The organism is Methylophilus sp. 14 (assembly GCF_015354345.1).
Taxonomy (GTDB): domain Bacteria; phylum Pseudomonadota; class Gammaproteobacteria; order Burkholderiales; family Methylophilaceae; genus Methylophilus.
The window spans coordinates 66377-92627 of sequence record NZ_JADKYS010000004.1; the positions used below are offsets into that span (position 1 = coordinate 66377).

General features: G+C 50.7%; 21 protein-coding genes. 16 read left to right on the forward strand and 5 right to left on the reverse strand.

Annotation, left to right across the window (positions count from 1 at the left end):
- Positions 1-24 precede the first annotated feature (24 nt).
- The 10 genes from atpG (at position 25) to INP78_RS11215 (ending at position 10570) form a co-directional block, all read left to right on the forward strand.
- The gene (gene atpG, locus INP78_RS11170; protein ID WP_194742279.1) at positions 25-894 is read left to right on the forward strand and encodes a F0F1 ATP synthase subunit gamma; all 870 of its coding nucleotides are present in this window, start codon (positions 25-27) and stop codon (positions 892-894) included.
- An 80-nt stretch (positions 895-974) separates the two neighbouring features.
- Entirely contained in the window at positions 975-2411 is a 1437-nt protein-coding gene (atpD, locus tag INP78_RS11175; protein ID WP_194742280.1) for a F0F1 ATP synthase subunit beta, read from the forward strand.
- A 69-nt stretch (positions 2412-2480) separates the two neighbouring features.
- A complete protein-coding gene (locus INP78_RS11180) occupies positions 2481-2906 on the forward strand; it encodes a F0F1 ATP synthase subunit epsilon (protein WP_194742281.1) in 426 nt (141 codons plus the stop codon).
- A gap of 73 nt (positions 2907-2979) precedes the next feature.
- Positions 2980-4350, forward strand: coding sequence for a bifunctional UDP-N-acetylglucosamine diphosphorylase/glucosamine-1-phosphate N-acetyltransferase GlmU (gene glmU / locus INP78_RS11185; protein WP_194742282.1), 1371 nt, complete (start codon positions 2980-2982; stop codon positions 4348-4350).
- Between the two features lie 4 nt (positions 4351-4354).
- Positions 4355-6190, forward strand: a complete 1836-nt coding sequence (glmS, locus tag INP78_RS11190; RefSeq protein WP_194742283.1) for a glutamine--fructose-6-phosphate transaminase (isomerizing) — start codon at positions 4355-4357, stop codon at positions 6188-6190.
- Positions 6191-6290: 100 nt separating this feature from the next.
- On the forward strand, positions 6291-7511 hold the full coding sequence (locus tag INP78_RS11195; protein WP_194742284.1) for an EAL and HDOD domain-containing protein: 1221 nt from the start codon (positions 6291-6293) through the stop codon (positions 7509-7511).
- Between the two features lie 115 nt (positions 7512-7626).
- Positions 7627-8091 (forward strand): Hsp20 family protein, encoded by a 465-nt coding sequence (locus INP78_RS11200; RefSeq protein ID WP_194742285.1) that lies wholly within the window; start codon positions 7627-7629, stop codon positions 8089-8091.
- Positions 8092-8210: 119 nt separating this feature from the next.
- Positions 8211-9875, forward strand: coding sequence for an energy-dependent translational throttle protein EttA (ettA, locus tag INP78_RS11205; RefSeq protein ID WP_194742286.1), 1665 nt, complete (start codon positions 8211-8213; stop codon positions 9873-9875).
- Positions 9876-9977: 102 nt separating this feature from the next.
- Positions 9978-10223 (forward strand): AbrB/MazE/SpoVT family DNA-binding domain-containing protein, encoded by a 246-nt coding sequence (locus INP78_RS11210; RefSeq protein WP_194742287.1) that lies wholly within the window; start codon positions 9978-9980, stop codon positions 10221-10223.
- A complete protein-coding gene (locus INP78_RS11215; RefSeq protein ID WP_194742288.1) occupies positions 10223-10570 on the forward strand; it encodes a type II toxin-antitoxin system PemK/MazF family toxin in 348 nt (115 codons plus the stop codon). The genes INP78_RS11210 and INP78_RS11215 overlap by 1 nt, the downstream gene beginning before the upstream one ends.
- Before the next feature lie 49 nt (positions 10571-10619).
- Here INP78_RS11215 and INP78_RS11220 read toward each other — a convergent pair whose 3' ends face one another.
- A complete protein-coding gene (locus INP78_RS11220; protein ID WP_194742289.1) occupies positions 10620-11222 on the reverse strand; it encodes a PEP-CTERM sorting domain-containing protein in 603 nt (200 codons plus the stop codon).
- A 177-nt stretch (positions 11223-11399) separates the two neighbouring features.
- Between INP78_RS11220 and INP78_RS11225 the strand changes: the two genes are divergently transcribed.
- Positions 11400-11735 (forward strand): YegP family protein, encoded by a 336-nt coding sequence (locus INP78_RS11225; protein ID WP_024930186.1) that lies wholly within the window; start codon positions 11400-11402, stop codon positions 11733-11735.
- A gap of 17 nt (positions 11736-11752) precedes the next feature.
- On the opposite strand, the gene INP78_RS11230 is transcribed toward INP78_RS11225, so the two are convergent.
- A complete protein-coding gene (locus INP78_RS11230) occupies positions 11753-12571 on the reverse strand; it encodes an SDR family oxidoreductase (protein ID WP_194742290.1) in 819 nt (272 codons plus the stop codon).
- A gap of 60 nt (positions 12572-12631) precedes the next feature.
- Between INP78_RS11230 and INP78_RS11235 the strand changes: the two genes are divergently transcribed.
- The gene (locus INP78_RS11235) at positions 12632-13006 is read left to right on the forward strand and encodes a DUF6394 family protein (RefSeq protein WP_194742291.1); all 375 of its coding nucleotides are present in this window, start codon (positions 12632-12634) and stop codon (positions 13004-13006) included.
- 60 nt (positions 13007-13066) lie between these two features.
- On the forward strand, positions 13067-14725 hold the full coding sequence (locus INP78_RS11240; protein ID WP_194742383.1) for a TrkA family potassium uptake protein: 1659 nt from the start codon (positions 13067-13069) through the stop codon (positions 14723-14725).
- 669 nt (positions 14726-15394) lie between these two features.
- On the opposite strand, the gene INP78_RS11245 is transcribed toward INP78_RS11240, so the two are convergent.
- The 3 genes from INP78_RS11245 to argS form a co-directional block, all read right to left on the reverse strand.
- Positions 15395-16039: a thiol:disulfide interchange protein DsbA/DsbL gene (locus tag INP78_RS11245; RefSeq protein WP_194742292.1), complete on the reverse strand. Its 645-nt coding sequence runs from the start codon at positions 16037-16039 to the stop codon at positions 15395-15397.
- A gap of 83 nt (positions 16040-16122) precedes the next feature.
- Positions 16123-16713: an SPOR domain-containing protein gene (locus tag INP78_RS11250; RefSeq protein WP_194742293.1), complete on the reverse strand. Its 591-nt coding sequence runs from the start codon at positions 16711-16713 to the stop codon at positions 16123-16125.
- 42 nt (positions 16714-16755) lie between these two features.
- The gene (gene argS, locus INP78_RS11255; RefSeq protein ID WP_194742294.1) at positions 16756-18414 is read right to left on the reverse strand and encodes an arginine--tRNA ligase; all 1659 of its coding nucleotides are present in this window, start codon (positions 18412-18414) and stop codon (positions 16756-16758) included.
- Between the two features lie 59 nt (positions 18415-18473).
- Here argS and INP78_RS11260 point away from each other — a divergent pair, with 59 nt between their 5' ends.
- From INP78_RS11260 to INP78_RS11270, 3 genes are all read left to right on the forward strand, one after another.
- A complete protein-coding gene (locus INP78_RS11260) occupies positions 18474-20747 on the forward strand; it encodes a primosomal protein N' (RefSeq protein WP_194742295.1) in 2274 nt (757 codons plus the stop codon).
- A 137-nt stretch (positions 20748-20884) separates the two neighbouring features.
- The gene (locus INP78_RS11265; RefSeq protein WP_194742296.1) at positions 20885-22591 is read left to right on the forward strand and encodes a ShlB/FhaC/HecB family hemolysin secretion/activation protein; all 1707 of its coding nucleotides are present in this window, start codon (positions 20885-20887) and stop codon (positions 22589-22591) included.
- A 249-nt stretch (positions 22592-22840) separates the two neighbouring features.
- On the forward strand, positions 22841-26182 hold the full coding sequence (locus INP78_RS11270) for a filamentous hemagglutinin N-terminal domain-containing protein (RefSeq protein WP_194742297.1): 3342 nt from the start codon (positions 22841-22843) through the stop codon (positions 26180-26182).
- Positions 26183-26251: the final 69 nt, after the last annotated feature.

The following is a 26251-nucleotide window of genomic DNA, read 5'->3' on the forward strand; positions in this document are numbered from 1 at the left end:
GACACTTCGACTTAGGAACCTAATATGGCAGGTAGTAAAGAGATTAGAACCAAGATCAAGAGTGTAGAAAATACACGCAAGATCACCAAGGCGATGGAGATGGTAGCCGCTTCTAAAATGCGTAAAGCGCAGGACAGAATGCGTGCTTCCCGCCCCTACGCGGATAAAATCCGTAACGTGGCGGCTCACCTCTCCTTTGCACAATCCGAGTATCGTCATCCGTTTTTGATTAAACGTGACGTGGTGAAAAATGTGGGCCTGATTGTGGTCAGCTCGGACAAAGGCCTGTGCGGCGGTTTAAACACCAACGTATTGCGTTTGTCACTGAACCAGATGAAAGCCTGGGAAGCTGAAGGCAAAGGCATCAGCGTCAGCGCGATCGGTAACAAAGGCTATGGCTTTATGAACCGTATCGGTGCGCAGGTGAAATCCCATATCACCGGTTTGGGCGATACTCCGCATCTGGAAAAGCTGATCGGTAGCATCAAGGTCATGCTGGATGCGTACATTGCTGGTGAAATTGATCAGCTTTACATCTGCTATACCAAATTCATCAACACCATGAAGCAAGAGCCGACCATGCAACAATTGTTGCCATTGACCGGTGAGCAATTGGGCAGCCCGAACGGCCATTGGGATTACATCTATGAGCCAGAAGCAAAACCAGTGGTCGATGAATTGATGGTGCGCTATATCGAGTCACTGATTTATAACGCAGTGGCTGAAAACATGGCGTCCGAGCAATCTGCCCGTATGGTGGCGATGAAATCTGCTTCCGATAACGCGAAAAACGTCATTGGCGAGCTGAAATTGGTTTACAACAAAGCCCGTCAGGCAGCGATTACCAAAGAGATTTCAGAAATCGTCGGCGGTGCGGCAGCGGTTTCGTCCTAAGGCGCGCGTTTTAAACCCTATGGTTTAAGCGCAAGTGAAAGAATTCAATTAGATCTGACTCATACAGTTAGGAAAAGAAAATGGCAAAGGCAAATCAAGCAGTAACAGGTAAAGTAGTGCAGTGTATTGGCGCTGTGGTTGACGTGGAATTTCCACGCGATCAAATGCCTAAAGTATTCGATGCATTGATTATTGATGCAAAAGACAGCAATGCAGAAGCCGGTTTGACACTGGAAGTGCAACAGCAATTGGGCGACGGCGTGGTCCGTACCATTGCCATGGGCTCTTCTGACGGTTTGGCACGTGGTACCGCATTCAAAAACACAGGTTCAGCGATCTCTGTACCAGTGGGTGAAGGCACTCTGGGCCGTATCATGGACGTATTGGGTCGCCCAATCGACGAAGTCGGTCCTATCGACTCTACAGAATTCCGTTCTATTCACCAGAAAGCCCCAGCTTTCGAAGACCTGTCACCATCTGTTGACCTGTTGGAAACAGGCATCAAGGTGATTGACCTTGTTTGCCCGTTTGCTAAAGGCGGTAAAGTGGGTCTGTTCGGCGGTGCTGGTGTAGGTAAAACCGTGAACATGCTGGAACTGATTAACAACATCGCTAAACAGCACTCTGGTTTGTCAGTGTTTGCTGGTGTGGGTGAGCGTACCCGTGAAGGTAACGACTTCTACCACGAAATGGCAGATGCAGGCGTGATCAAGCTGGACAACATGAAAGAGTCCAAAGTAGCGATGGTGTTTGGTCAGATGAACGAACCTCCAGGTAACCGTCTGCGCGTAGCGCTGTCCGGTTTGACCATGGCGGAAAAATTCCGTGACGAAGGCCGTGACGTATTGTTCTTCGTGGACAATATCTACCGTTACACCTTGGCCGGTACTGAAGTATCTGCGTTGCTGGGCCGTATGCCTTCAGCCGTAGGTTACCAACCTACCCTGGCTGACGAAATGGGCCGTTTGCAAGAGCGTATTACCTCTACTAAAGTGGGTTCTATTACTTCTATCCAAGCCGTTTACGTGCCTGCGGATGACTTGACTGACCCATCACCAGCCACGACTTTCCAACACTTGGACTCTACCGTTGTGTTGTCACGTGACATTGCTTCCCTGGGTATCTACCCAGCGGTTGACCCACTGGACTCTACTTCGCGTCAGTTGGATCCACTGATCGTTGGTGAAGAGCACTACACCGTGGCACGCTCCGTACAAGCGACATTGCAACGCTACAAAGAGCTGCGTGACATTATCGCGATTCTGGGTATGGACGAACTGTCCCCAGAAGACAAACTGGCTGTAGGCCGTGCACGTAAAATCCAACGTTTCCTGTCACAACCTTTCCACGTGGCTGAAGTGTTTACTGGCGCGCCAGGCAAATACGTACCACTGAAAGAAACCATCAAAGGCTTTAAAGCGATTGTGGCTGGTGAATACGATCACTTGCCAGAACAAGCGTTCTACATGGTCGGTGGCATCGAAGAAGCCGTTGAAAAGGCTAAAACACTGAACTAATCGTGATATGCGGGCATCGTTTCACGTTGCCTGCATCATCAATTTCAGTGAAATAGAAAAGAGAACATTATGGCAAATACAGTGCATATCGATGTTGTGAGTGCCGAAGAGTCCATCTTCTCTGGTGAAGCCGAGTTTGTGGTTGCACCAGCTGGCGCAGGTGAAGTGGGTATCTATCCACATCACGCACCGATGATTACCACCATCAAGCCAGGCGCATTGCGTATTAAGCAAACTTCCGAGCAAGAAGAGACTGTGATTTATATTTCTGGCGGCATGCTGGAAGTACAACCAGGACTGGTGACAGTACTGGCGGACACAGCGATTCGTGGCCAGGATCTTGATGAAGCAAAAGCCATCGCAGCGAAAGAAGCCGCAGAAGAAGCATTGCGTAACCGTTCTTCGGAGATCGATTACGCAGCTGCCCAGGCTGAATTGGCAGAAGCGATTGCACAAATACAGGCAATCCAGAAATTGCGTAAATCTGTGCACTAGATTCCTGTGGAGTCTGGCAATAAAACAGGCGGCTTTCGAGCCGCCTTTTTTGTTTCTGCGCTAAAATAACAGCATGAGAGATTTAAATATTGTAATTCTCGCCGCGGGTAAAGGTACCCGTATGCGATCAGACCTGCCGAAGGTGTTACATGCCGTCGGTGGCAAGCCTATTTTGCACCATGTGATCGCCGCGGCACGCCAGCTCGACCCACAAACCATTACGGTGGTGTACGGCTTTGGTGGCGAACAGGTGCAACAACAGACGCCGGGAGAGGACTTGCAATGGGTATTGCAAGCCGAGCAACTGGGTACCGGCCACGCCGTGCAACAAGCCCTGCCTACCCTGCCCGATCAAGGTAAAACACTCATTCTGTTAGGGGATGTGCCACTGGTGGATGTGGCGGCTTGCCGCGAGATGCTGGCAAAGGCAGATGATCACCTCGTCGTGCAAACATTTATCAAGTCAGACCCGACCGGCTATGGCCGTATTGTGCGCAACGACCATAATGAAGTCGTTGCGATTGTCGAGCATAAAGATGCCAGCGAGGCACAACGCGTCATACAGGAAGTGAATACCGGCATCATGGCGATGCCGAATGCACAGCTTAAATCGTGGCTGGGCAAGATTACCAACCAGAACGCGCAGCAGGAGTATTATTTAACCGATATTATTGCGTTGTCTGTGAATGAAGGCCGTGCCGTATTGCCACATGTGGTGGCTGATGCCTGGTCAGTGACCGGGATTAATTCCAAGTTGGACTTGCAACAGATCGAGCGTGAATACCAGCTGCGTCAGGCAACAACGTTGATGACTCAGGGCGTGACTTTGCTCGATGCACAGCGTATTGATATCCGTGGCACATTGACCTGCGGTCGTGATGTGCTGATTGATGTGAACTGTGTGTTTGCAGGTGACGTGATACTGGAGGACGATGTACAGATTGGTCCCCACTGTGTGATTAAGGATGCGTTAATTTCCAAAGGCACGCGGCTGGCGGCGTTTACGCATATTGATGATGCTAAGGTCGGCCCAGGCAGCAAAATCGGCCCGTTTGCGCGTTTGCGTCCGGGCACGCAATTGGCCGCACAGACCCATGTTGGCAATTTTGTTGAAATCAAGAATGCCACAGTCGGTCTGGGTAGCAAGGTTAATCATTTGAGCTACGTTGGTGATGCCAGCATCGGTGCCAATGTGAATATCGGCGCAGGCACCATCACTTGTAATTATGACGGTGCGAACAAACATAAAACCATTATTGAAGATGATGTGTTTGTCGGCTCGGATACGCAGTTAGTGGCGCCAGTCACTGTCGGCCGTGGTGCGACGATTGCCGCAGGCTCAACCATTACCAAAGATGTGCCGGCAGACAGCTTAACGCTATGCCGTGCGCGGGAACAACGGTCAATTCAAGGATGGAAACGTCCACAAAAGGTGAAAAAATAAGCGTATGTGCGGCATTGTCGGTGCGGTCTCCAACAGAAATATTGTTCCACTCTTGATCGAGGGCTTAAGCAGGCTCGAATATCGTGGTTATGACTCAGCCGGGATTGCCGTACTGAACCAAACCATAGAACGCGCTCGCGCTGTCGGACGTGTGTCCGAGCTGCAGTTAAAAGCAGAAGGCATGCATAGCCAGATTGGTATCGGCCACACGCGCTGGGCCACCCATGGTGGCGTCACCGAGCAAAATGCGCACCCGCATGTGTCGCCTGCGCAAGACAACGCACAGATTGCAGTTGTGCATAACGGCATTATCGAAAATCACGACGAACAACGTGATCGCCTGAAAGCGCTGGGCTACCAGTTTTATTCGCAAACAGATACCGAAGTCATCGCCCATCTGGTGCATTACTATTACCAGCAAAGCCAGGATTTATTCACAGCAGTTAAACAGGCCATTGCCGAATTAACCGGAGCCTATGCCATCAGTGTGATTGCGCTGGATAATCCGCAGCAAATGGTGGTCGCCCGCCTAGGTTGCCCATTGCTGATTGGCCTGGGTGACGGTGAAAATTTTGTCGCCTCTGATGTATCTGCCGTGCTTTCAGCCACGCGTAAAGTGATTTACCTCGAAGATGGTGATGTAGCAACACTGCAAACCGATGCCGTGGTGATTATCGACAAACGCGGCGAGGTGGCGGAACGTAAAGTGCATCTGAGTGATGTGTCACTGGCCTCGCTGGAGCTCGGCCCTTACAGCCACTTTATGCAAAAAGAAATCCACGAGCAGCCACGTGCGATTAGCGATACGATTGAGGCGCTGATTGACGATGGCGCGTTCAGGAGTGAGTTATTTGGCCAGTCGGCCGCGAGCATTTTTTCACAGATTGATAGCGTACTGATTTTGGCGGCAGGCACCAGTTACTATGCTGGGCTCACGGCTAAATACTGGCTGGAAAGCATCGCTAAAATTCCAACCTCGGTTGAGATCGCCAGTGAATATCGTTATCGCGAGTCCGTCCCCAATCCTAAGCAGCTGATTGTGACTATTTCACAATCGGGCGAAACGCTGGATACCATGGAAGCGCTCAAGCATGCGCAGAAACTGGGCCATGAACACAGTCTGGCGATTTGTAACGTACAGGAAAGTGCGATTCCGCGTGCTTCGTCATTGATCTTTTACACGCGCGCCGGCGCTGAAATCGGGGTTGCCAGTACCAAGGCATTCACCACGCAGTTGATTGCACTGTTTGTGCTGGCTGTCACTTTAAGCAAAGCGCGTGGCTTATTGAGTGCGCCACAAGAGCAGCAATATTTATCCGATTTGCGCCAACTGACAGGTGGCGTGCAGATTGCCTTGAATCTGGAGCCGCAAATCCGCGAATGGGCACATCGCTTTGGTGACAAAGAGCATGCCTTGTTCCTGGGGCGTGGCGTGCACTTCCCGATTGCGATGGAAGGTGCACTCAAACTTAAAGAGATTTCCTATATTCACGCTGAAGCCTATCCGGCTGGTGAGTTGAAACATGGCCCATTGGCATTAGTCGACAGCAATATGCCGGTAGTGGTGATTGCGCCTAATGATGCTTTATTGGAGAAGGTCAAATCCAATATGCAGGAGGTCAAAGCACGTGGTGGCGAGTTGTTTGTGTTTGCCGATGCCGACAGCCATTTTAAAGAATCTGAAGGCGTGCATGTGATCCGCACGCCGCGCCATGTCGGTGTGTTGTCGCCTATTTTGCATGCGATTCCGGTACAGTTGCTGGCTTATCATGCGGCTTTACTCAAAGGCACTGATGTGGACAAACCACGCAACCTGGCCAAGAGTGTGACCGTTGAGTAAGTAATAAAGACAAAAAGCCCCGACATTCGGGGCTTTTTTCAAATAAGAAAACGGCTAGTATCCCTTATACTGATAGTAGATGCTCATCAGAAAGGCAGTCATGTCCACGTCACAACACAGTATTATCGGTCGCCAGCCGATTGTTAACAGCCAACAAGAGATTATCGGCTATGAGTTCTTTTTCAGGAACGATAGCCCAGGTAGCAATGTGCCTTTTGCCGAGGACATTGAAACGTGCGCTAAGATTCTTTCTACCACCATGGATGAAATGCAGGATAGCTGGCTACTTGGTCAGCAACTGGCATTTATCAACGTCGATCATGTCATGTTGAGCAGTGTGTTTCTGGAGCTGATGCCTGCTGAAAAAACAGTTTTAGAGGTGGTGCATACGGTAGAGGTGACCCCGGAAATCATTGCACGGTGCCGTGAACTCAAAGAAGCCAAATTCAGAATTGCGCTGGACAACCCGCAACACCACCCGCAGCTGGAGGCATTGATCCCCTACGCAGAGTACATCAAGTTGGACATGCGAAATGTGGATATTGCACAAGCGACACAGTGGCTCAAAAAGTATCAACCGACAGGGTGCAAACTGATTGCTGAAAAAGTCGAGCAGACTGCTCAGTTTGATAGCTTGCTTGAGGCAGGTTACCAGCAGTTCCAGGGCTATTTTTACGCCAAGCCGGAAAACCTCAACAGCCGAGTCATTAACCCAAGCTTTGACGGCGTGCTGCATTTGTTAAACCTGGTCAGCCAGGAGGCGGACAACAAAACCATAGAAAATGGTTTTAAGCGCGATACTACCCTGAGTTACAAGCTGCTGCGCTACATCAATTCTGTGGGCTTTGGCTTGTCCTGCGAGGTACAGTCCATTGGCCATGCACTGACCATTTTGGGCCGCAATCAGTTATACCGCTGGTTAACGTTATTAATGGTCACTGCTGGCAATAACAGCAGCTCCCCTGCCCTGATGAAAACATCCATTACCCGTGGCCGTTTGACCGAGTTGCTGGGTGAGCAGTTTTTTGAAAAGCGTGACCGTGACAATTTGTTTGTAGTGGGGGTGTTTTCCTTGCTGGATGTGATGCTGAAAGTACCCATGGATAAGGTGCTGGAAAAATTGCAGTTGCCAGAGGCGATTGTAGACGCGCTTATCAGGCGTGAGGGAATTTTTGGCCCCTTCCTCAAGCTGACTGAAGCCTGCGAGGACGCCAACAGCGAAGAGATTTTGCAATTGGCGGCAATGCTGCAACTAGACCCTGACAAAGTGAACCAGTGCCATATGGATGCCTTGGCCTGGACAGAAGCATTGGGGCTTTAACCTGCGCGCTGACCCTTGAAAAAATAAAGCGTATTCCCATATTGAAAATACAGATGCTTGCAGTTTGAGGTCTGAAATTCATGTTAATCGCTTTATTTTTACAAGGATCAACTTTATGCGTACTTATGACTTAAGCCCTTTCTACAGAACCGCTATTGGTTTTGACCGCCTGGCTAAAATGCTCAACGAAAACCAGCGCAGCGAAAACGAAATCAGCTATCCGCCTTATAACATCGAACTGGTCGACGAAAATGCCTACAAAATTGTGATGGCAGTCGCCGGTTTCCAGCAGGATGAGTTGGAGATTGAAACCGAACACCAGGCGTTGCGCGTGACTGGCCGCAAAGCAAAAACGCAACAGGAAACCACTTTTTTGCACCGTGGCATTGCCACGCGTGACTTCGAACACAAGTTCCAGTTGGCTGACCATGTCAAAGTGACAGGCGCCCACCTTGAAAACGGCTTGTTAACCATTGCCTTGTTGCGTGAAGTCCCCGAGGCATTCAAGCCACGCAAAATCCAGATTGGCACGCAGGCGCAAACCAATCCTACTTTTATTGAACAACGCGTAGCAGCATAAGTGTTTAAGTTAAAAAGGGCCTCACGGCCCTTTTTTCATGCCTGCATATTTTATGTGCAAGCTTATTTTCACCGCACGTATTAAAATACGCACTTTCAATCACCGTCCCGGAATTTCTCATGGCGCAATATGTGATGTCCATGCTCCGCGTGAGCAAAATCGTGCCGCCCAAACGGCAAATCATTAAAAATATCTCCCTGTCGTTTTTCCCCGGCGCCAAAATCGGCCTGCTGGGTTTAAACGGTTCAGGCAAGTCCACCGTATTACGCATCATGGCCGGCGCCGATAAAGAATACGAAGGCGAAGTGCAGTGGCAGCCTAATTTATCCATCGGCTATTTGCCACAAGAGCCGCAGCTGGATCCTGACAAAACCGTGCGCCAGGAAGTCGAAGCTGGCCTGGGCGCGATCATGGAAGCCAAGCAAAAGCTGGAAGAAATCTACGCCGCTTATGCTGAGCCAGATGCTGATTTTGACAAGCTGGCCGAAGAGCAGGCCAAGTATGAAAACATCCTCGCTGCCAGCGGCAGTGATGTTGAGCAACAACTGGAAATCGCCGCCGATGCGTTGCGCTTGCCGCCGTGGGATGCCGTGATCGGCCCCTTGTCTGGTGGTGAAAAACGCCGTGTCGCCCTGTGTAAACTGTTGCTGTCCAAGCCGGACATGCTGTTATTGGACGAACCGACCAACCACCTGGATGCGGAATCCGTGGAATGGCTGGAACAGTTTCTGGTGCGCTTCCCGGGCACGGTGGTGGCTGTGACCCACGACCGCTACTTCCTCGATAACGCGGCCGAGTGGATTCTGGAACTGGACCGTGGCGAAGGCATCCCGTGGAAAGGCAATTACTCCAGCTGGCTGGAGCAAAAAGAAGACCGTTTAGCCCTGGAGCAGAAACAGGAAGATGCCCACCGCAAAGCCATGAAGCAAGAACTGGAGTGGGTGCGCCAGGGTGCTAAAGCGCGCCAAAGCAAGAGTAAGGCGCGTCTGGCCCGTTACGAAGAAATGTCCAGCGTTGAATACCAGCGCCGTAACGAAACCCAGGAAATCTTTATTCCGCCAGGTGACAGGCTGGGCAACCAGGTCATTGAGTTCAACAATGTGTCCAAAGGCTTTGGTGACCGTCTGCTGATTGATAATTTATCTTTCAGCTTGCCGCCAGGCGCGATTGTTGGCGTCATCGGCCCTAACGGTGCCGGTAAGTCGACGCTGTTCCGTATGTTGCAAGGCCAAGAGCAGCCAGATAGCGGTGAAATCATCACCGGGCCTACCGTCAAGTTGGCAGCCGTCGACCAGACCCGTGACGGCCTGGACAACGATAAAACCGTCTTCGAAGCGATTTCTGGTGGTCTGGATGTGTTGAGCGTCGGCAAGTTTGAAATGCCTAGCCGCGCCTATATCGGCCGCTTCAACTTCAAAGGCGGTGATCAGCAGAAGATTGTTGGTCAGTTGTCTGGCGGTGAGCGTGGCCGTTTGCATTTGGCGAAAACGCTGATTTCTGGCGCCAACGTTTTGCTGCTGGATGAGCCATCAAACGACCTCGACGTGGAAACCCTTCGTGCGCTGGAAGACGCCCTGTTAGAGTTTGCCGGTTGCGTACTGGTGACTTCGCATGACCGCTGGTTCCTCGACCGGATTGCCACCCATATTCTGGCGGCAGAAGGTGATTCACAATGGACCTTCTTTAACGGTAATTACCAGGAATACGAAGCCGACAAGAAAAAACGGCTGGGTGAAGAAGGCGCAAAACCCAAGCGTATTCGCTACAAACCCATTACGCGTTAAAACAAAAGCCCATTCAATTGAATGGGCTTTGTTATCTTGATAATCGCTTGTCGCCGTCTAAATATCCTACTAAAATAAAACTTTTGCTGTTGGAGATTAACTATGCAACAAACATTAAGGCGTGCTGGTGGCTCTTTGGTGATGACGGTGCCCAAGGCATTTATTGAGCAAAATCAGCTTAAAGAAGGATCGCAGGTAGAGTTGTTGCTAGAAGGTGACCAGATGAAAGTTAAAGCACCGCGCAAGCAGCGTTATGATTTAAAAACATTGTTGGATGAGATGCCAGACGGCCTGCCTATGGTTGAAGGCTGGGATGAAATGCCTGCTGTGGGCAACGAGGCGCTGTAATGGCATATGTGCCAGCGCGTGGAGATATTGTGCACTTGCAATTTGACCCAGCCTCCGGACAAGAGATGAAAGGCCCGCATTTTGGTTTAGTGGTCAGTGCAAAGCTATTCAACCAACGTGGCCTGGCGATGATCTGCCCAATCTCGCAAGGCGCAGCCGCAGCGGCCAGAACACATGGCACAGTGGTGACCTTGATGGGGAGTGGCACAGAAATACAAGGTGCAGTGCATTGCCATCAGTTAAAGTCACTAGATTGGCGTGTGCGCCAGGCAAAATTTAAAGAGGCGGTGCCAGATTTTGTGTTGGATGAAGTGGCGATGCGAATAGAGGCTATTTTGGCTGAATAAATAGTTAAAAGCCCATTCGATTGAATGGGCTTTTTTGCGGTATCTTAATTTAAGTACGACGTTTAGTCGATGTCACCAATATTGACCCTAGCCCCAAAGCAAGTAGTATTATTGAAGATGGTTCAGGAACGGTTGTTGTGCCATTAATGCGAAATGCGCCTAATGTGTAATTGGAAAATGACTGGTCATTTTGTGAAAAGTAGCCCTGCACACCGATATTATTAAAATTCCATAATTGCCCGCCATTAGAGTCATAAGCTTTTAGCCAATAGAATTGGCCTGATATGAGGGTACTAAGGCCGCTAAATGAAACAGATGTCAGCGTATCACTACCAAAAGGATTGGTGACGTTGACGGTTGTGCTTTCTAGCAAAATATCTGGGCCTGCACCGCTATTCGCGCTGGAGTATAGCGAGATGGTGGCAGTGTAAGGTGCAAATGATGTGGAAAATGAAAGTGCAAGGTCTGCAGATATAATTGCGCCAGAAGCGATTGGTGTAAACTCCATTGCATTTGAATAAGTGTTGCCCCATGCGGATGAGGTGTCAAAACTATTAGATGTATCCAAATTGCTGTACAGCACAGCGGCATTCACGGGACTGTTTAATGCCAAAAGAAACAGTGTACTGTTAAAAGCTATTGATAATTTCATTATTTCTCCTTGGTTGGCGATGATTGGGTTGGTAATGATTGTAATTTTTATGTTATAAATTAATAAGAATATTAAAGATTAATTGTTTGACTACTCTAGTGTCAATACAAGAAATAGAATTATTAATGGTACACAAGCGGTATGGGGTATTTATTAAATTCAACAAAGGAGCGAGCGATGGCAGGTTGGTTTGAACTAACAAAAAGTGATGCGAACGGTCAGTTCAGTTTTGCATTGAAGGCGGGCAACGGCGAGCAGATTCTTAAAAGTGAGCAATACACCACTAAAGCGGCGGCACAGAATGGCATTGAGTCTGTGCAGAAAAATAGTCCTTTGGATGAGCGTTATCAGAAGCTGACGGCTAAGGATGGCCGCCCTTATTTTAATTTGCTGGCAGGCAATAGCCAGGTCATTGGCACCAGCCAAATGTATTCTGCGGAAGCTGGGCGTGATAATGGCATTGCGTCGGTGAAAACCAATGGTTCCACCGAAACCATTAAAGATTTGACCTGATCCGGTCAGTGTCGTGATTAAAGCCTCGCCTTGTGCGGGGCTTTTTTCATGATGAAGTCCCACACGCATGCAGGTAATAAGCGCATCAGGCGGGCGACTAAGCCCATTTGCCACGGAATCACAGTAAAGCGACGTTGTGCGGCAATCGCCCGCACGGCTTTGCGCGCAAACACATCGGCATCCATTAAAAACGGCATGGGGTAGGTGTTGATATCGGTCATTGGCGTGCGGATATACCCAGGGGCAATGGTGGTGACAGCGATGCCGTATAGTTGCATTTCGACGCGCAGGCTTTCGAGGTAGGTGATGGCCGCAGCCTTGCTGGCGCTGTAGGCGCCGGAGCCCGGCAGGCCGCGAATGCCGGCGACGCTAGCGATACCGACTAGTTGTGCAGGCTCGCCTTGGTTGGCGGCCGTTTTCATGGCTTCTATAAACGGTTGAAAGGTGTGTACCAGGCCCATGACATTGGTTTCAAACACGGCTTGAAACGCGGGGATATCTTCGGCAAATTCGGTTAAGGTGCCGCGGCTGACACCGGCATTGCCGATAATGATGTGCGGGGTGCCAAAGCGGTGTAAAAAGTCCTGAGCCATGGATTGCATTTGCGCGGCGGCACGCACATCTACACAATAAATGACGCAGGTGGTTTGATATTGTTGTTTTAAGCTGTCTGCCAGTGTTTGCAATGTGGTTTCGTTTCTGCCGCACAAAGCCAGCACCAGTTTCCCGCCATATTCTCTGGCGTAGGCCGTGGCCATGGCTGCTCCCAGGCCGCTAGAGGCGCCGGTAATTAAAACACGCATGACAGGCACACTACTTTTCGACATAAAAAACATCGCGGTAAACAAATTTTAATCGGGTAGAATGCCATAAAACAATCGTCGGGGGAAACCTAAATGAATCTGGAAAAAGTGATTTTTGGCTTTTTTATTATTCTGGCCATGACACTCAATTTTGGTTTTTTTGTCGGTGAGATTGATAATCCGCACCATCACTTGCATTACGAGTTATATGTGGCGATTGTGGTGAACCTGATTGCCACCGTGCTCAAGTTTGGCGACCGTACCCAGATTGGCGCGATTCATCTGGCGACCAGCCTGGTGGCTGACATACAACTGATTGCCGCCGCGATTATCTGGGTGGTGGCCGGGAGCAAAGGCGCCGAGCCTGAGGTGATTGTGGGCATTGTTTCTTTGTCTGGCGGCGCTTTCCTGGCCAATATCACTTCAGTGATTTTGCTGATTTACGAAACCGTCACCTTGCGCCGCTAAGGTGCAGCAACGGAGACAGTCGTGAGTCTCAATCAAATCATCTTTCTGATCTTGCGGCGCATGCGCGCGCCGCTGCTCATGGTCATTATTAGCTATGCGATCGCGCTGATTGGTTTTGTACTCATCCCTGGTGTGGATGATCATGGCCAGCCTTATCGCTACGGTTTTTTTGATGCGTTTTATATCCTGAGCTACACCGCCACCACCATTGGTTTTGGCGAAATCCCCTACCCGTTCACCACGCATCAACGTTTGTGGATGACGTTCTCGATTTACCTGACAGTCATCTCCTGGTTCTACGCCATCGGTGCCATTATTGCGCTATTGCAGGAGTCCGCCTTGAAACTGGCCTTTAAAAATGCCATGTTTCAGCGCGATGTGCGCAACCTGATGGAGCCGTTTTACCTCATTTGTGGCTATGGCGAAACCGGTGGCGAACTGGTGCGGGCGCTGGATAAAAATGAATTGCGTGTGGTGGTGCTGGAAATTTCGCCAGAGCGTATCAATGAACTGGAAATGACCGACTACCAGTTCTATATCCCGCATTTGTGTGCAGATGCCAAATTGTCAGAGGTGTTGCTGTATGCAGGCATTAAAAATCCGATGTGCCGTGGCGTAGCCGCGCTGACCGATGATGACCATGCCAACCTGGCGATTTCGGTGGCCGTTAAATTGATCAAGCCAGATTTGCCGGTGCTGGCGCGGGTGCAGAATGACGTGATTGCCGCCAATATGGCGTCGTTTGGTACCGATCGCATTATTAACCCTTACAATATTTTTGGCGAACATCTGGCCATGCGCCTCAATGCGCTGGGCACTTATTTGTTGCACGAATGGCTGACCCGCGCACCGGGAGATGCGATTGCCACACCCGCGCCTGTGCCGCAAGGGCATTGGATTGCCTGTGGTTTCGGTCGTTTTGGCAAATCAGTTGTGAGCAGCCTGCAAAATGGCGAGATGCATGTCACCATTATTGAAGCTGACCCGCAAGGCACGCAATGTGAGGACTGTATTATCGGCAGCGGGGTGGAGTCGCACATCCTGCAGCAGGCCGGGGTAGAGCATGCGGTGGGTATCGTGGCTGGTACCGACAATGATATTAACAATTTGTCGATTGTGATGACAGCGCTCGAACTGAATCCTAAGCTGTTCGTGATTATCCGCAAAAACAAACGGCATAACGATCCCCTGTTTCAGCACTTTAATGCCGATATCACCATGCAGCCCAGCGATGTCATTGCGCATACCTGCTTGTCTTATATGGTGTCGCCCATGCTGGCGGAGTTTCTGGTGACTGCGCGGCATCAGGGCAACGCCTGGGCCAATGCCGTCATTGCCCAGCTGGTTTCAAAATTAGGCGAGCAAGTGCCTGATACCTGGGATATCACCATTGCGGACGACATGGCGGTGGCCGTGTGTGCACTCATGGAACAAGGCATACAGCCTGCACTCAAACATTTGATGATGCGTCCGGCCGGGCAGCAACGACATGAAATGCCGGTAGTGCCGCTGATGCTGGTGCGCGGTGAGCAAAAGATGTTGCTGCCAGAGTTGTCTACGCCGTTGCAAATTGGCGACACGATTTTGTGTTGTGGCCTGGATCAGGCTAAATCGATACAGCGTTTTGTGATGCATGATATTAAAACACTGCATTACCTGGTGACGGGGACGGAAATGCCGGAGACCTGGATTGGGCGTTGGTTGAAGGCGGGGCGTTAAGGTGTTGGTTAGAATGGGCTGGTAAGGTTGTTCTTTGATTTGTAGGTTGCTTTTCGCCTTGTCGGCGACCATTCTTTCTTATGCTTGTCCATAAGAAAGAAGGCAAAGAACAAGACACCCCAGCTTCCGCTTGATTCCTGTGCTACTCGGCTTGTCGGGCGGCCATCGAAACTCAACCTAGCAGCTCACACAAAGCGTGAGCTACTGCGGGATTCGGACAGTCGATGGCCGACAACTCCCGCCAACCCTGCGTTGCTCGGCGCGGCAGATGGGGACCCCGAACACCATGCGACCGCAATCGTTCGTTAAGTGAATAAAAAGAATTTGGTTTTTGAACCGTCCAAATTTCACCAATGTGAGTTTGGCGAGAATAATCCCATCCCATCACGCTGAGTAGCGGAGACAAAATAAGAGTAGAGGGAGCGACTGTTTGAGCTCCGCAACAAGCCACGTTCTGTGTGGCTTGTCAGGGCGAGTTTCGTGACCGGCTTATTTTGTTGAGCAACGCAAGGGAGCCGAAGGCCGTGATGGCTGGGTGCCCTCTTCTTTGGTTACTTTCTGAGGGGCAAGCATCAGAAAGTGACTCGCCTAGAGGCGAAATAAAAAGCTAGCGCTCAATAAAAAACGCCTGATAGTGGCATCAGGCGTTTTTAAATTCAAGCAACGGGCTTATTTTTTACCAGCGGCTCTGTCTTTACGCACATTCTGAATAATAAAGTCTGCGGTTTGCAGCGCGGCTTCGTTACCACCAGCCATGGAGCTGCCAGTGATGTATTTGCCATCGATAATCAAGGCCGGCACACCAGTGGCACCAGAAGAACGGAACACTTGCATGGCTTTGTTCATCTGCATGTTGGTGGCAAAGGATTTGAAGGCTTTTTCGACCTTGATTTTGTCGAGGCCGCCTTGTTTGGTCACCCAGTCAATCGCAGCCGCTTCATCGGCTGGATTCAGTGTTTTTGCTTTGTGGATAGCGTCAAATAACTGGCTGTGCAATTTATCGAGCACGCCGAGTTCTTGCATGGCGAAATAGGCTTTGGCCATAGGGGCCCAGTTGGCATTGGGTAAGGCTGGCATGCGTTTAAAGTAGACGTCGGCCGGGAGTTTTTTTACCCAGGCATCTAATGGTTGTTCCATGTGGTAACAGTGCGGGCAACCGTACCAGAAGAGCTCCATGACTTCGATTTTGGCCGGTTGGTCAGTGCTGATCTGCTGTGCAACCTGATCAAACTGTTGACCCATTTGCGGATCTGCCCAGGCAGTACTTGCGGTGAAGCCAGCCCAAAGCATCAAACTCAACAACATATTTTTCATAAAGTCAGTTTCCTAAAGTTTTGTGGAACGTCATGTATTAACGTGGCAACTGCGCATACGATGACAGCGCGATGGCAGCGGTATTAATGGGTGGAAGATTCGATATTGACCTTGATCAGATTGGCCTGGAAGCCATTGGTTTCCAAATCGTGGCTGATTTTGTTGATTTTGGCCAAATCATTGAGAGGGCCTATGCGTACGCGGTGCATGGTGCCTTTGTTGGGGATCTCTGCGGTTTGCACAAACGCTTCAAAACCGACTAATGCCAGCCGGGTTTTCAGGTTGTTGGCATCGTCCTCTTTGGCAAAGGCGCCGACTTGCACAAAATAGCTTTCTTGCTTGATGGTCGGGTTCTTTTTCACTTGCTGTTCGCTGATTTTGCTCTCGGTATCCGGCAAAATCGTATAGAAATCAAACTTGTTTGGATCCTCGATTGAGGCGCTACCAGGTTTGACCTCTTCTTCGGTGACAGTGCTCTTGATCGGTATTTCTTGCTGGCCGTCGTCTTTTTTAAACGCGCTGGAAAATGGGCTATGATCCCCTTTGATGTAGATGATCAGTGCCACGGTGAGCGCGACGCCCAGAAACAGGCCGACCAGCAGGCCGTTAAAAAAAGTGCTGCCGCTGCTTTTGCTTTTTGCTTTGGCTTGTGAGGGTTTGTAGTCGCGACTCATTGTGAGGTTAACCAATCAATTCAGCAGTCATTAATGGGATGCTTACATTTTTTCCGGCGCGCCAACGCCCAATAACGCCAAGCCATTACGCAACACCGTGCGGGTGGCGGTGATCAGTGCCAAACGTGCCAGTTTGACTTGGTCATCTTCCACCAAAAATTTGGTGTCATTGTAATAACAATGCAAGGCACTGGCTAGCTCCTTGAGGTAGTTGGCCACCATGTGTGGTGCCAATGCCTGGCAGGCGCTGCTGACGATTTCTGGATATTGGCCCAGTGCTTGCATCAGGGCGGTTTCTGTCGCGCTTTGCAACGGTGACAGCTCTGCTGCAGTCAAACTGGTCACGTCGCCGTTCCACTGGTTGAGCACGCTGCAGATGCGGGCATGGGCATACTGGATGTAATAGACAGGGTTATCGTTGGTTTGCGCGCGCGCCAGGTCGATATCAAATACCAGTTGCGAATCCGGGCTGCGGGCAGCCAGGAAGTAACGCGTGGCGTCGCAGCCGACCTCTTCAATCAGGTCTCGCAAAGTGACATAGCTACCGGCGCGTTTGGACAGTTTGACTTCTTCGCCACCGCGCATCACGGTCACCATCTGGTGCAATACGTACTCGGGCCAGCCTTGCGGGATGCCGACATCCAGCGCCTGCAAGCCTGCGCGCACGCGGGTAATGGTGCTGTGGTGATCTGCACCTTGTTCGTTAATCACGCGTTTAAAACCACGGTTCCATTTTTCGCGGTGATAAGCGACGTCAGGCACAAAATAAGTAAAACCACCTTCTTTTTTCCGCATGACGCGGTCTTTGTCATCGCCAAACGCGGTAGTGCGCAGCCATAAGGCATCGTCCAACTCGTAGGTGTGGCCGCTGGCGATCAATGATTGCACGGTGTTTTCTACCTTGCCTTCGCTATAGAGGGCACTTTCGAGTGAAAACACGTCAAATTTGATCTGAAATGCCTGTAAGTCCAGGTCTTGTTCGTGGCGCAAATAAGCCACAGCAAACTTACGGATGGAATCGGTATCATTGACGTCGCCGCTGGCGGTCACTTGCATGTCGTCAGCGGTGATGGTGGCTTTGGCCAGGTAGGCTTGTGCGATATCGATGATATAGTCGCCACGGTAGCCGTCTTCCGGAAAGCCTGCATCGTCAGGATTGATGCCTTGCACACGCGCCAACACTGACTTGGTCAGATTGTCGATTTGTGCACCCGCATCGTTGTAATAAAACTCACGCGTCACATCCCAGCCATTGGCATCCAGTAGTCGGCATAAACAGTCGCCCACCGCCGCGCCACGGCCATGACCGACGTGCAAGGGACCTGTTGGGTTGGCCGAGACAAATTCCACCTGCACTTTTTCAGCCTGGCCAGCCTGGTTGCGGCCAAAAGCAGTGCCTGCTTGCAATACCTCGTGCACAATCGCCTGCTTGCTGTCAGCTGAGACAAAAAAGTTGATAAAACCAGCGCCAGCAATGTCGACTTTGCTAATCACGTTGTTGGCGGGTAAGCCGTCAATAATCTGCTGCGCAATCGCACGTGGGTTTTGCTTTAAAGGCTTGGCCAGTTGCATGGCGATATTGGTCGCAAAATCGCCGTGGTCGGCAGACTTTGGCCGCTCAAGAATGATATTGAGACTGGAGGTATCTTCTACCAGCGGTTTCACCGCTTGCAGAATGAGTTCTGTGATCGTTTGTTTCAAGGTTAAAATGGTGCTGAATAGTCAAACCGCCATTTTAACCTAATTAAGCATTTTCACCCATGTGTTCAGCTGCCACCGACCTTCAGGCCACAACCCCTGCCAGTATCGTGCGTGTGGTGCTGGATGTGCCATTGGATCGCCAGTTCGATTATTTAAATCCTGGCTTGTTGATTCGTGAAGGCAATCGCGTCGTGGTGCCCTTCGCCGGGCGGCAATTGGTGGGCATCGTCATGGCCCTGCTGAGCGAAACTGATGTCCCGTCGCACAAGCTCAAAGCCGTGCTGCAAGTGTTTGACGACGTACCATTTGATGCGGCAACCTTGAAGCTGCTGCGGTTTTGCGCCGACTATTATCACTACCCTTTTGGCCAGACCGTGCTGGCTAGCTTGCCACTGCGTTTGCGCCAGATTAAACCGGCGGTGACGCGAAAAATGTGGCTGTATCAGTTGGCGAATACCATTCCGGAAGACTTTATTGGTAAGCGGCAACAAGTGCTGGCCAGGCTGGTTGCGTCCCTGCAGCAGCAGGGTGAATGCAGTGAGGCGATGTTGGGCGAAGTGTCCGGTACCTGGCGCAAAGCCATACAGCCACTGCTGGATGCTGGCTACGTGTCCAGGCGCGAAGTGATTGCGACGCGCCCTTCTCTGCCTGCATCTGACCTGGCGCCCACGCTAAATGACGAGCAAGACCATGCGGTTAATGCGATCCTGGCGGATTTAAACCGTTTTCAACCCTGGTTGTTATTCGGCGTGACTGGTTCAGGTAAAACCGAGGTCTATATTCGATTGTTGCAAACGGTGCTCGCCGCCCCGCAAGCGCAGGCGCTGATCATGGTGCCAGAAATCAATCTCACACCGCAGTTAGAAAGCCGCTTCCGTAGTCGCTTGAGCCAGTTTCCACTGGTGACGCTACATAGTCATTTGAGCGAGAGTGAGCGCTTGCAAAACTGGCAGGCGGCGCAGTCCGGCGCTGCGCGCATTGTCATCGGCACGCGTTTAAGTGTGTTTACGCCGATGCCGCATCTGAAATTGATGATTCTGGATGAAGAGCACGATACCTCTTACAAGCAGCAGGATGGCATGCGTTACCATGCGCGTGATGTGGCGCTGGTGCGCGCTAAACAATGCCGGATTCCGGTGGTGCTTGGCAGCGCGACACCTTCTCTGGAAAGCTGGTACAACGCGATGGGCGATCAAGCGCAAAGTGTACCGAATGCAAAAAAAGCCAGTTACCGTTTGCTGACGCTGACTAAGCGGGCGGCGGCCCAGGCAAAATTGCCCCGTATTTTTTGTATTGATAACACGCACAGCCCGCCGGAAGCAGGCCTCACGCCGCAATTAAAGCAGGCCATTGAGCTACGCTTGCAACGCGGCGAGCAAAGCTTGCTATTTATTAATCGCCGCGGATACGCGCCGGTATTGCACTGTTCTGCATGCCAGTGGTTGGCGGATTGTCGCCGTTGCTCTGCAAAAGCAGTGTTGCATTTGCGCCAGCGCGTATTACGTTGCCACCATTGTGGCGATGAGCAACCGATTCCTGTGCAATGTCCGAGTTGCGGTAATCCCGATTTGCGCCCGGTTGGCCAGGCCACGCAACGGGTTGAGGAAAGCTTGCAGCAGCTTTTTCCGCAGGCGCGTGTCGCCCGCGTGGACCGCGACACCATTCAAGCCAAGGATGCTTTAACCGAGCTGTTGTCCGCGGTACATGCTGGCCAAGTTGATATTCTGATTGGCACGCAAATGCTGGCCAAAGGCCATGATTTTGCCAATTTGACGCTGGTGGGGGTGCTGGACATTGATGGCGCACTATACAGCCCCGATTATCGGGCCAGTGAGCGCCTGTTTGCACAGCTGATGCAGGTGGCAGGCCGCGCCGGTCGTGGGGACAAGCCGGGCGAGGTGCTGATACAAACCGCCTTTCCGCAGCATGCCTTGTTTGCGGCACTGCGCGAGCAAAACTATGCGGCGTTTGCCGATGATTTGTTGCAGGAGCGCATGGTCATGCAATTCCCTCCCGCCACTTATATTGCCGTGATGAAGGCAGAAGCGGCCGATTACAGCCTGGTGAGCCAGTTTTTAACAGACTTTAGTCATGCCGCCAGGGCGTATGTTGCGGCACAAGCCGGAACCCTGTCCGAGCAGCCTTTGGTCTATGACCCGGTGCGTCCCGGCATTGCCCGGCTAAATCGTATGGAGCGCGGGTATGTGATGCTGCAGTCTGCACATCGCGGCGCCTTGCAGCAGCTATTGCAGGTGGCGATCGAGTGGGTCAGGACGCATCCGCTGCAAGCAAAAATCCGCTGGGTGCTGGATGTGGATGCGCTGGAATATTAGAACAAAGTTACAAATATGCTACTAAACACCGCTTTAATTGTAAAAAAAAGTTAGTATTTGAGTGTTTTTTAAGGTAATTTTGGGCGTTGTTATACTATTTAACAGATTATATTTTTATAAAGCTTTGGGGAGTCATCTTGAAAACACAATTAAAGCGCATAGGCCTGCTGCAGTTGCTGGCACTCGGCTACACCTCTCAGGTGTTGGCAGGGGGGGTGTCCTTGCCGGATATCCAGCAGAACTTGCCCAGACCTATTCTTCCAGAACCCAGACCTATCATTCAAGTGCCTGAAGAAACACCGGCACCAGAAAAAAAACAAAAGAAATCCAGCCTCAAGATTGTTGTCAAAGAATTCAAATTCTCCGGCAACAAACAATTCTCAGATGAAGTATTGGCTGCCCAGCTTGCACACCTGACTGGCCATGAAATTGGCATGCGCGAGCTTAACGAAGCGGTGGGTACCGTGCGTAACTACTACCGCCAGCGTGGCTATCTGCTGACACAAGTCTACTTGCCAACACAGGATTTGCGGAAAACCACAGAAGCCGAAGCCGTGGTTGAGCTTTCTATCCTGGAAGGTACCTTGGGTGAGGTAAAAGCAGAGGCTGGGCAAGGTTTGGATCAGGCCTATTTCCAATCACTGTCAGAGTATGGACTGAACAAGGGTGATGTGCTCAATGAACGCAACCTGGTGCGCAACATTATGGTCATGAACGGTTTGCCTGGCATTCAGGTGACTTCGCAGCTCAACCCGGGTGAGGCAGTAGGTAGCTCGGATGTGGCCGTTTCTGTGGAACCACGTGTTCCCCGCGTCACCGGTTTTGTCAGTGCCAACAACTATGGTAACCGCTATACCAACCGTGAAACCCTAGGCTTTGGTGTTGCCGTGAATAACCTCCATGGTCGTGGCGACCAGTTGGCGGTGGTTGGTAAAACCTCCAGGGATGAAGGTCAGCGTTCTATCAGTGGTTTGTACTTTACCCCGGTAGGTAGTGCGGGCACCATCATGAACCTGGCTTACAGCTATGTGGATTACAAACTTGGTGGTGAATTTAAACAGTTTGATGCGTCTGGTGATGCCCATTACATTTATGGTTCGCTTGAACATCCCTTGCTGCGTGAAACCAAAAAAGGCGTTGCGTTCAAGGTCGGTGGCAACTACAAGATTTTGGATGACGAAGTAGGTACGTCGATTAACAACCGTCGTGATATCAGCAGCCTGGAGTTAGGCCTGGTCGGCGACTGGATTAATGATATTGGCAGCGTGGCCTATCAGTGGAGCTTCCTGGTGACTGCTGGTGATGTCTCTTATAAAGACTCACTGGCAAAAGCTAATGACCGTGCATTACTGGATACCCAGGGCAGCTTTGTGAAGTGGAACTGGACCTCCAGTCGCACCCAGGTATTTGATAACGGTGTGAATTGGGTGGTACGTGCAGATTATCAGGGCGCAGGTAATAATCTGGATATTGCCGAGCGTTTCGGTATCGGGGCCATCAACCGCTGGCGTCAGTATTCTGAAATTCCTAGCCAGGCCGATCAGGGCTGGATGGTAGGCACCGATGTGCGTAAAACCTTTGCGACGACTGGTGCAGATGTCACGCCTTATATCCAGTCAGTGACGCCATTTGCCTTTTATGATGCTGGTCGTGGCAAATTGAACCACGATCCTATCGGAAACAGTGTTTATGTCCGTTCTAACCATGTTGGTGTTGGTACGGATATTCAGTTCCCGGGGCAATGGATCTTAACCACGACCTATTCACAGCAAAAGCGTGATCTTGATGGCGCGGAAAGTAATACCGAGTATCAACTCTGGGCGCAATTAAGAAAAAATTTCTAGATTTAAATCTGTAGCAAGCCTGATCCGGGCAAAAGCCTGGACATATAAAAGTAGCCCGCATGAGTGCGGGCGCATCTAATTGGAGTTGGATGCGTCCCAAGCAGCATTAGTCATAGTGGGCTACATACAAAAATACTTTCCTGAAACAAAATTACACCCATATCAGGAATTGAGAGAAGTGATGGTAACCCACTGGCCCTTATATAGAAATATAGGATCAGTGGCGTTTCTTACTAAAGGAGAAGTGTCATGAAAGCAGCATCCTTAAACCATGTCTATCGTCTAGTCTGGAGCAAGCTCCAGCAAGCCTGGGTTGCCGTGGCCGAAACAACCCGTGCACATGGTAAATCCAGTGTGACCGGCGTAGTCAACCAAACAAAAATATCTACAGCCAGCGATCTTTCAGACGCTTCGCTTACCTCAGCAACCAAATGGCGTTTTGTGGTGGCGAGTGCATTTGCCGCAGCGATCATGCCACTTTCTTCATTTGCAGATACGAATGTTGTAGCCGGTGTGGTTGCAGGTGATCTGACAGTGAAGGATGTGAGCGCGACACATACCCAGTATATCCATACTGCCAACGTCAATATTGTCGATTTTTACAAGTTTGGCGTGATGAAGGGTCATCAACTGGATGTGATCATGCCAGATGCAGGCCGTGCCTTGTATCGTGTGATCGGCAACAGTCGCTCCGAAATCAATGGGACATTGAATTCGAACGGTAGCCTGTTCCTGGTGAACCAGAATGGTATTCTGTTTGGCAAAGGTGCTGAAGTTAACGTCGGTAATATTGTGGCGTCTACCCTGAATATTACCAATGAAGCCTTTTTGCAAGGTAATTACAAGTTTACGGCCGAAAATATGGCTGGCAATATCGAAAACCGCGGCCTGATTAAAACGCAGGGTGAAGGTTACATTGTGATGCTGGGTAAAAAAGTAGTGAACTCTGGCACGCTGGTGGCAAACAAGGGCAGTGTTGTCCTGGCTTCTGCAAAAGAAGCAGTTCTTGATTTTTACGGTAATGGTCTGGTGAGAGCCAATTTAACTGCACAGGCAGTGGAAGGGTTGGTTAAAAACAGTGGATTGATCCAGGCCAATGGCGGTTTGGTGCAATTAGCGACCAATGCCCGTTCTGCAGCAATCAATGTTTCCGGTATTATTGAAGCCAACCAACTGGTTGAGCGTGATGGCGTGATTCGCCTTGAAGGGGGTGATAACGCCAAGGTTGAAGTGTCCGGCCAATTGATCGCTCAAGGTCAAGGTACAACAGGTGGGTCGATTGAAGTCACTGGTGAGCAAGTGGCTTTGATGAATGGTGCTTTACTGGATGCATCTGGTGATACCGGTGGTGGTAAGGTGCTGGTGGGTGGTGATTACCAAGGTAAAAACGACGCCGTTTACAACGCCAGAACCACCTATGTGGCTAGTGGTGCAACGATTAAAGCCGATGCACGCCAGCAAGGCGATGGCGGTAAAGTTGTGGTCTGGGCGAATGATTTGACCCGTTACTATGGCAGCATTTCTGCACAAGGTGGCGCTGCCAGCGGTAATGGTGGCTTTGTTGAGGTTTCCGGCAAGCAAGACCTGGCGTTCCTTGGGTCGGTGAATGTCGCTGCAGCGAATGGTCTGGGCGGATCCGTTTTGTTAGACCCTGAAACTATTAACTTGATCAGCGGCGGTTCGACGCCAACAGATAATGCTTCTGGTACGCCAGATGTGGCTTTCGCTGATAATGCCGGCGGCACAACCAATATCAATGTCGCAGGGATCACCGGCTTTAGCCAGCTGTTCCTGCAAGCGACCAAAGACATTAACGTCAATGCAGCTGTCACGATGAACGTCGATGGCAATATTCGCCTTGAAGCCAATAACGATATCAATGTGAACGCAGCGTTGACCACGTCAGGGAAAGGCAGCATCAACCTGAAGGCGGATGCCGATAATAGCGGTGTGGGTAACCTGCACATCGGTGCCAACATTACTGGCCCAGGTGGTGTCGTGCTGTCTGCAGCAACGTTGACGCACTCAGCAGGTAACATTAGCTCTAATGGTGATATTAAAGGCTATGGTCATGCCGGTAGCGTCAAAATCACCGTCGCTGGATTGGCGCAATTAGGTACGGCCAATATCACGGCGAACGGCCGCCCTGCATCTAGCACCACCAATGGCTTTAATGGCGGTAGCGTGGTGATTGACGCCGGTAGCCTGGAAATGAGTGGCAATATTAATACGTCAGGCTCGGCTTCTGGCACACCAGGCACCGGCACCTCTACCGCGCCTTTTGGTACGGGCGGCACTGGCGGTAAAGTGACCATTAGCACCACAGGCGATGCCACGGTCGGCAATATTACGACAGGTGCAGGTAACGCCGGACGCAACTCTATTGTCTCAACGGCTTCTGGTGAAGTCAGTGTCAAAAGCACTTCTGGCAATGTCACCGTTGGCAATGTGACGACCAAGGGCGGTTTCAACGCTATTGGTAATAAAGTAACACTGTCTGCTGATGCAGGCACGGTGACTGCTGGCAATATTGATACTAGTGCGGGCATTGGACGCGCTAATACCGATGGCAAAAGTGCTGGTGCGGTTAATATCACTGCGGGTACAGGCATCAACACCCAGGCGATTGTGGCCTCTGGTGCGGATGGTAATGGTACGAATAAGTCTGGTGGTGCGGCAGGTGCGGTGACACTTAAAACCACGACAGGCGATATTAGAATGGGTGCCGTGACGATGGCACCTGGTGCTAAAACCGGCACAGGTACTGTAGGCAATGCGGCTAAATTATTCGCTCAAGCGGGTCGTGATGTATACACCCTTGGCAATATCTTAAGCTACAGCAATGCGGCGGATGCCGTGCAACTGGTTGCTGGCCGTAACTTTATTAACAGCGCGAATGCCACCATCACTACTGGTGCAACTGGTCGCTGGACAATTTACAGTGCGGATCCAACCGGCGATGTAAAAGGCAGCAATTTGCTGGCTACCTATAACTACAAACAATATGGCACGTCGTTTGGTGGCACATTGTTAGGTACGGGCAACGGCTTTGTGCATCAGGTGAGTCCGACCGTCACAGCAACCCTGACCGGGACCGCGACTAAAGCATTCGATGGCAACAATATCGTGACAGATGCAAGCGGATTGTCTGTCACAACTACAGGCCTGATTGATGGTGATGTCGCTACAGTGTCGCCGATTACTGGTGCAACGTATGATACGCCGGTCATTGGTACAGGCAAGCCTATTAACGGCACATACAATGTGGTCAATATTGTGACGGCCGAAGGCAAGCAAATCTTCAATCCAACCGCTGGCACCGTCGATGGTTACACGGTTAATCAGAACTCTACTGCAACAGGTAGCATTACAGACCCGACTTCACCACGTGATAATGCTGGTTTAGGTGGTCTCATCCCTAACAATCCGATCTTGAATACGATGTTTATCGTTTCTCTGAACCCTGCTGCTGGTGACGAGGAAGACCTGGATGCGGTGGCTTGTCCAACCAACGAAGATCATTTGGGTAGTACACCTATCCTGAGTTCTGGCGTGAAGTTGCCAGACGGCGTGAACTCGAATTGTATTTAATTTAAGTGGCCAAGCAGAAGCCGGACAATTGTCCGGCTTTTGTTTTTGTGCTGAATAATGTTTTGTATT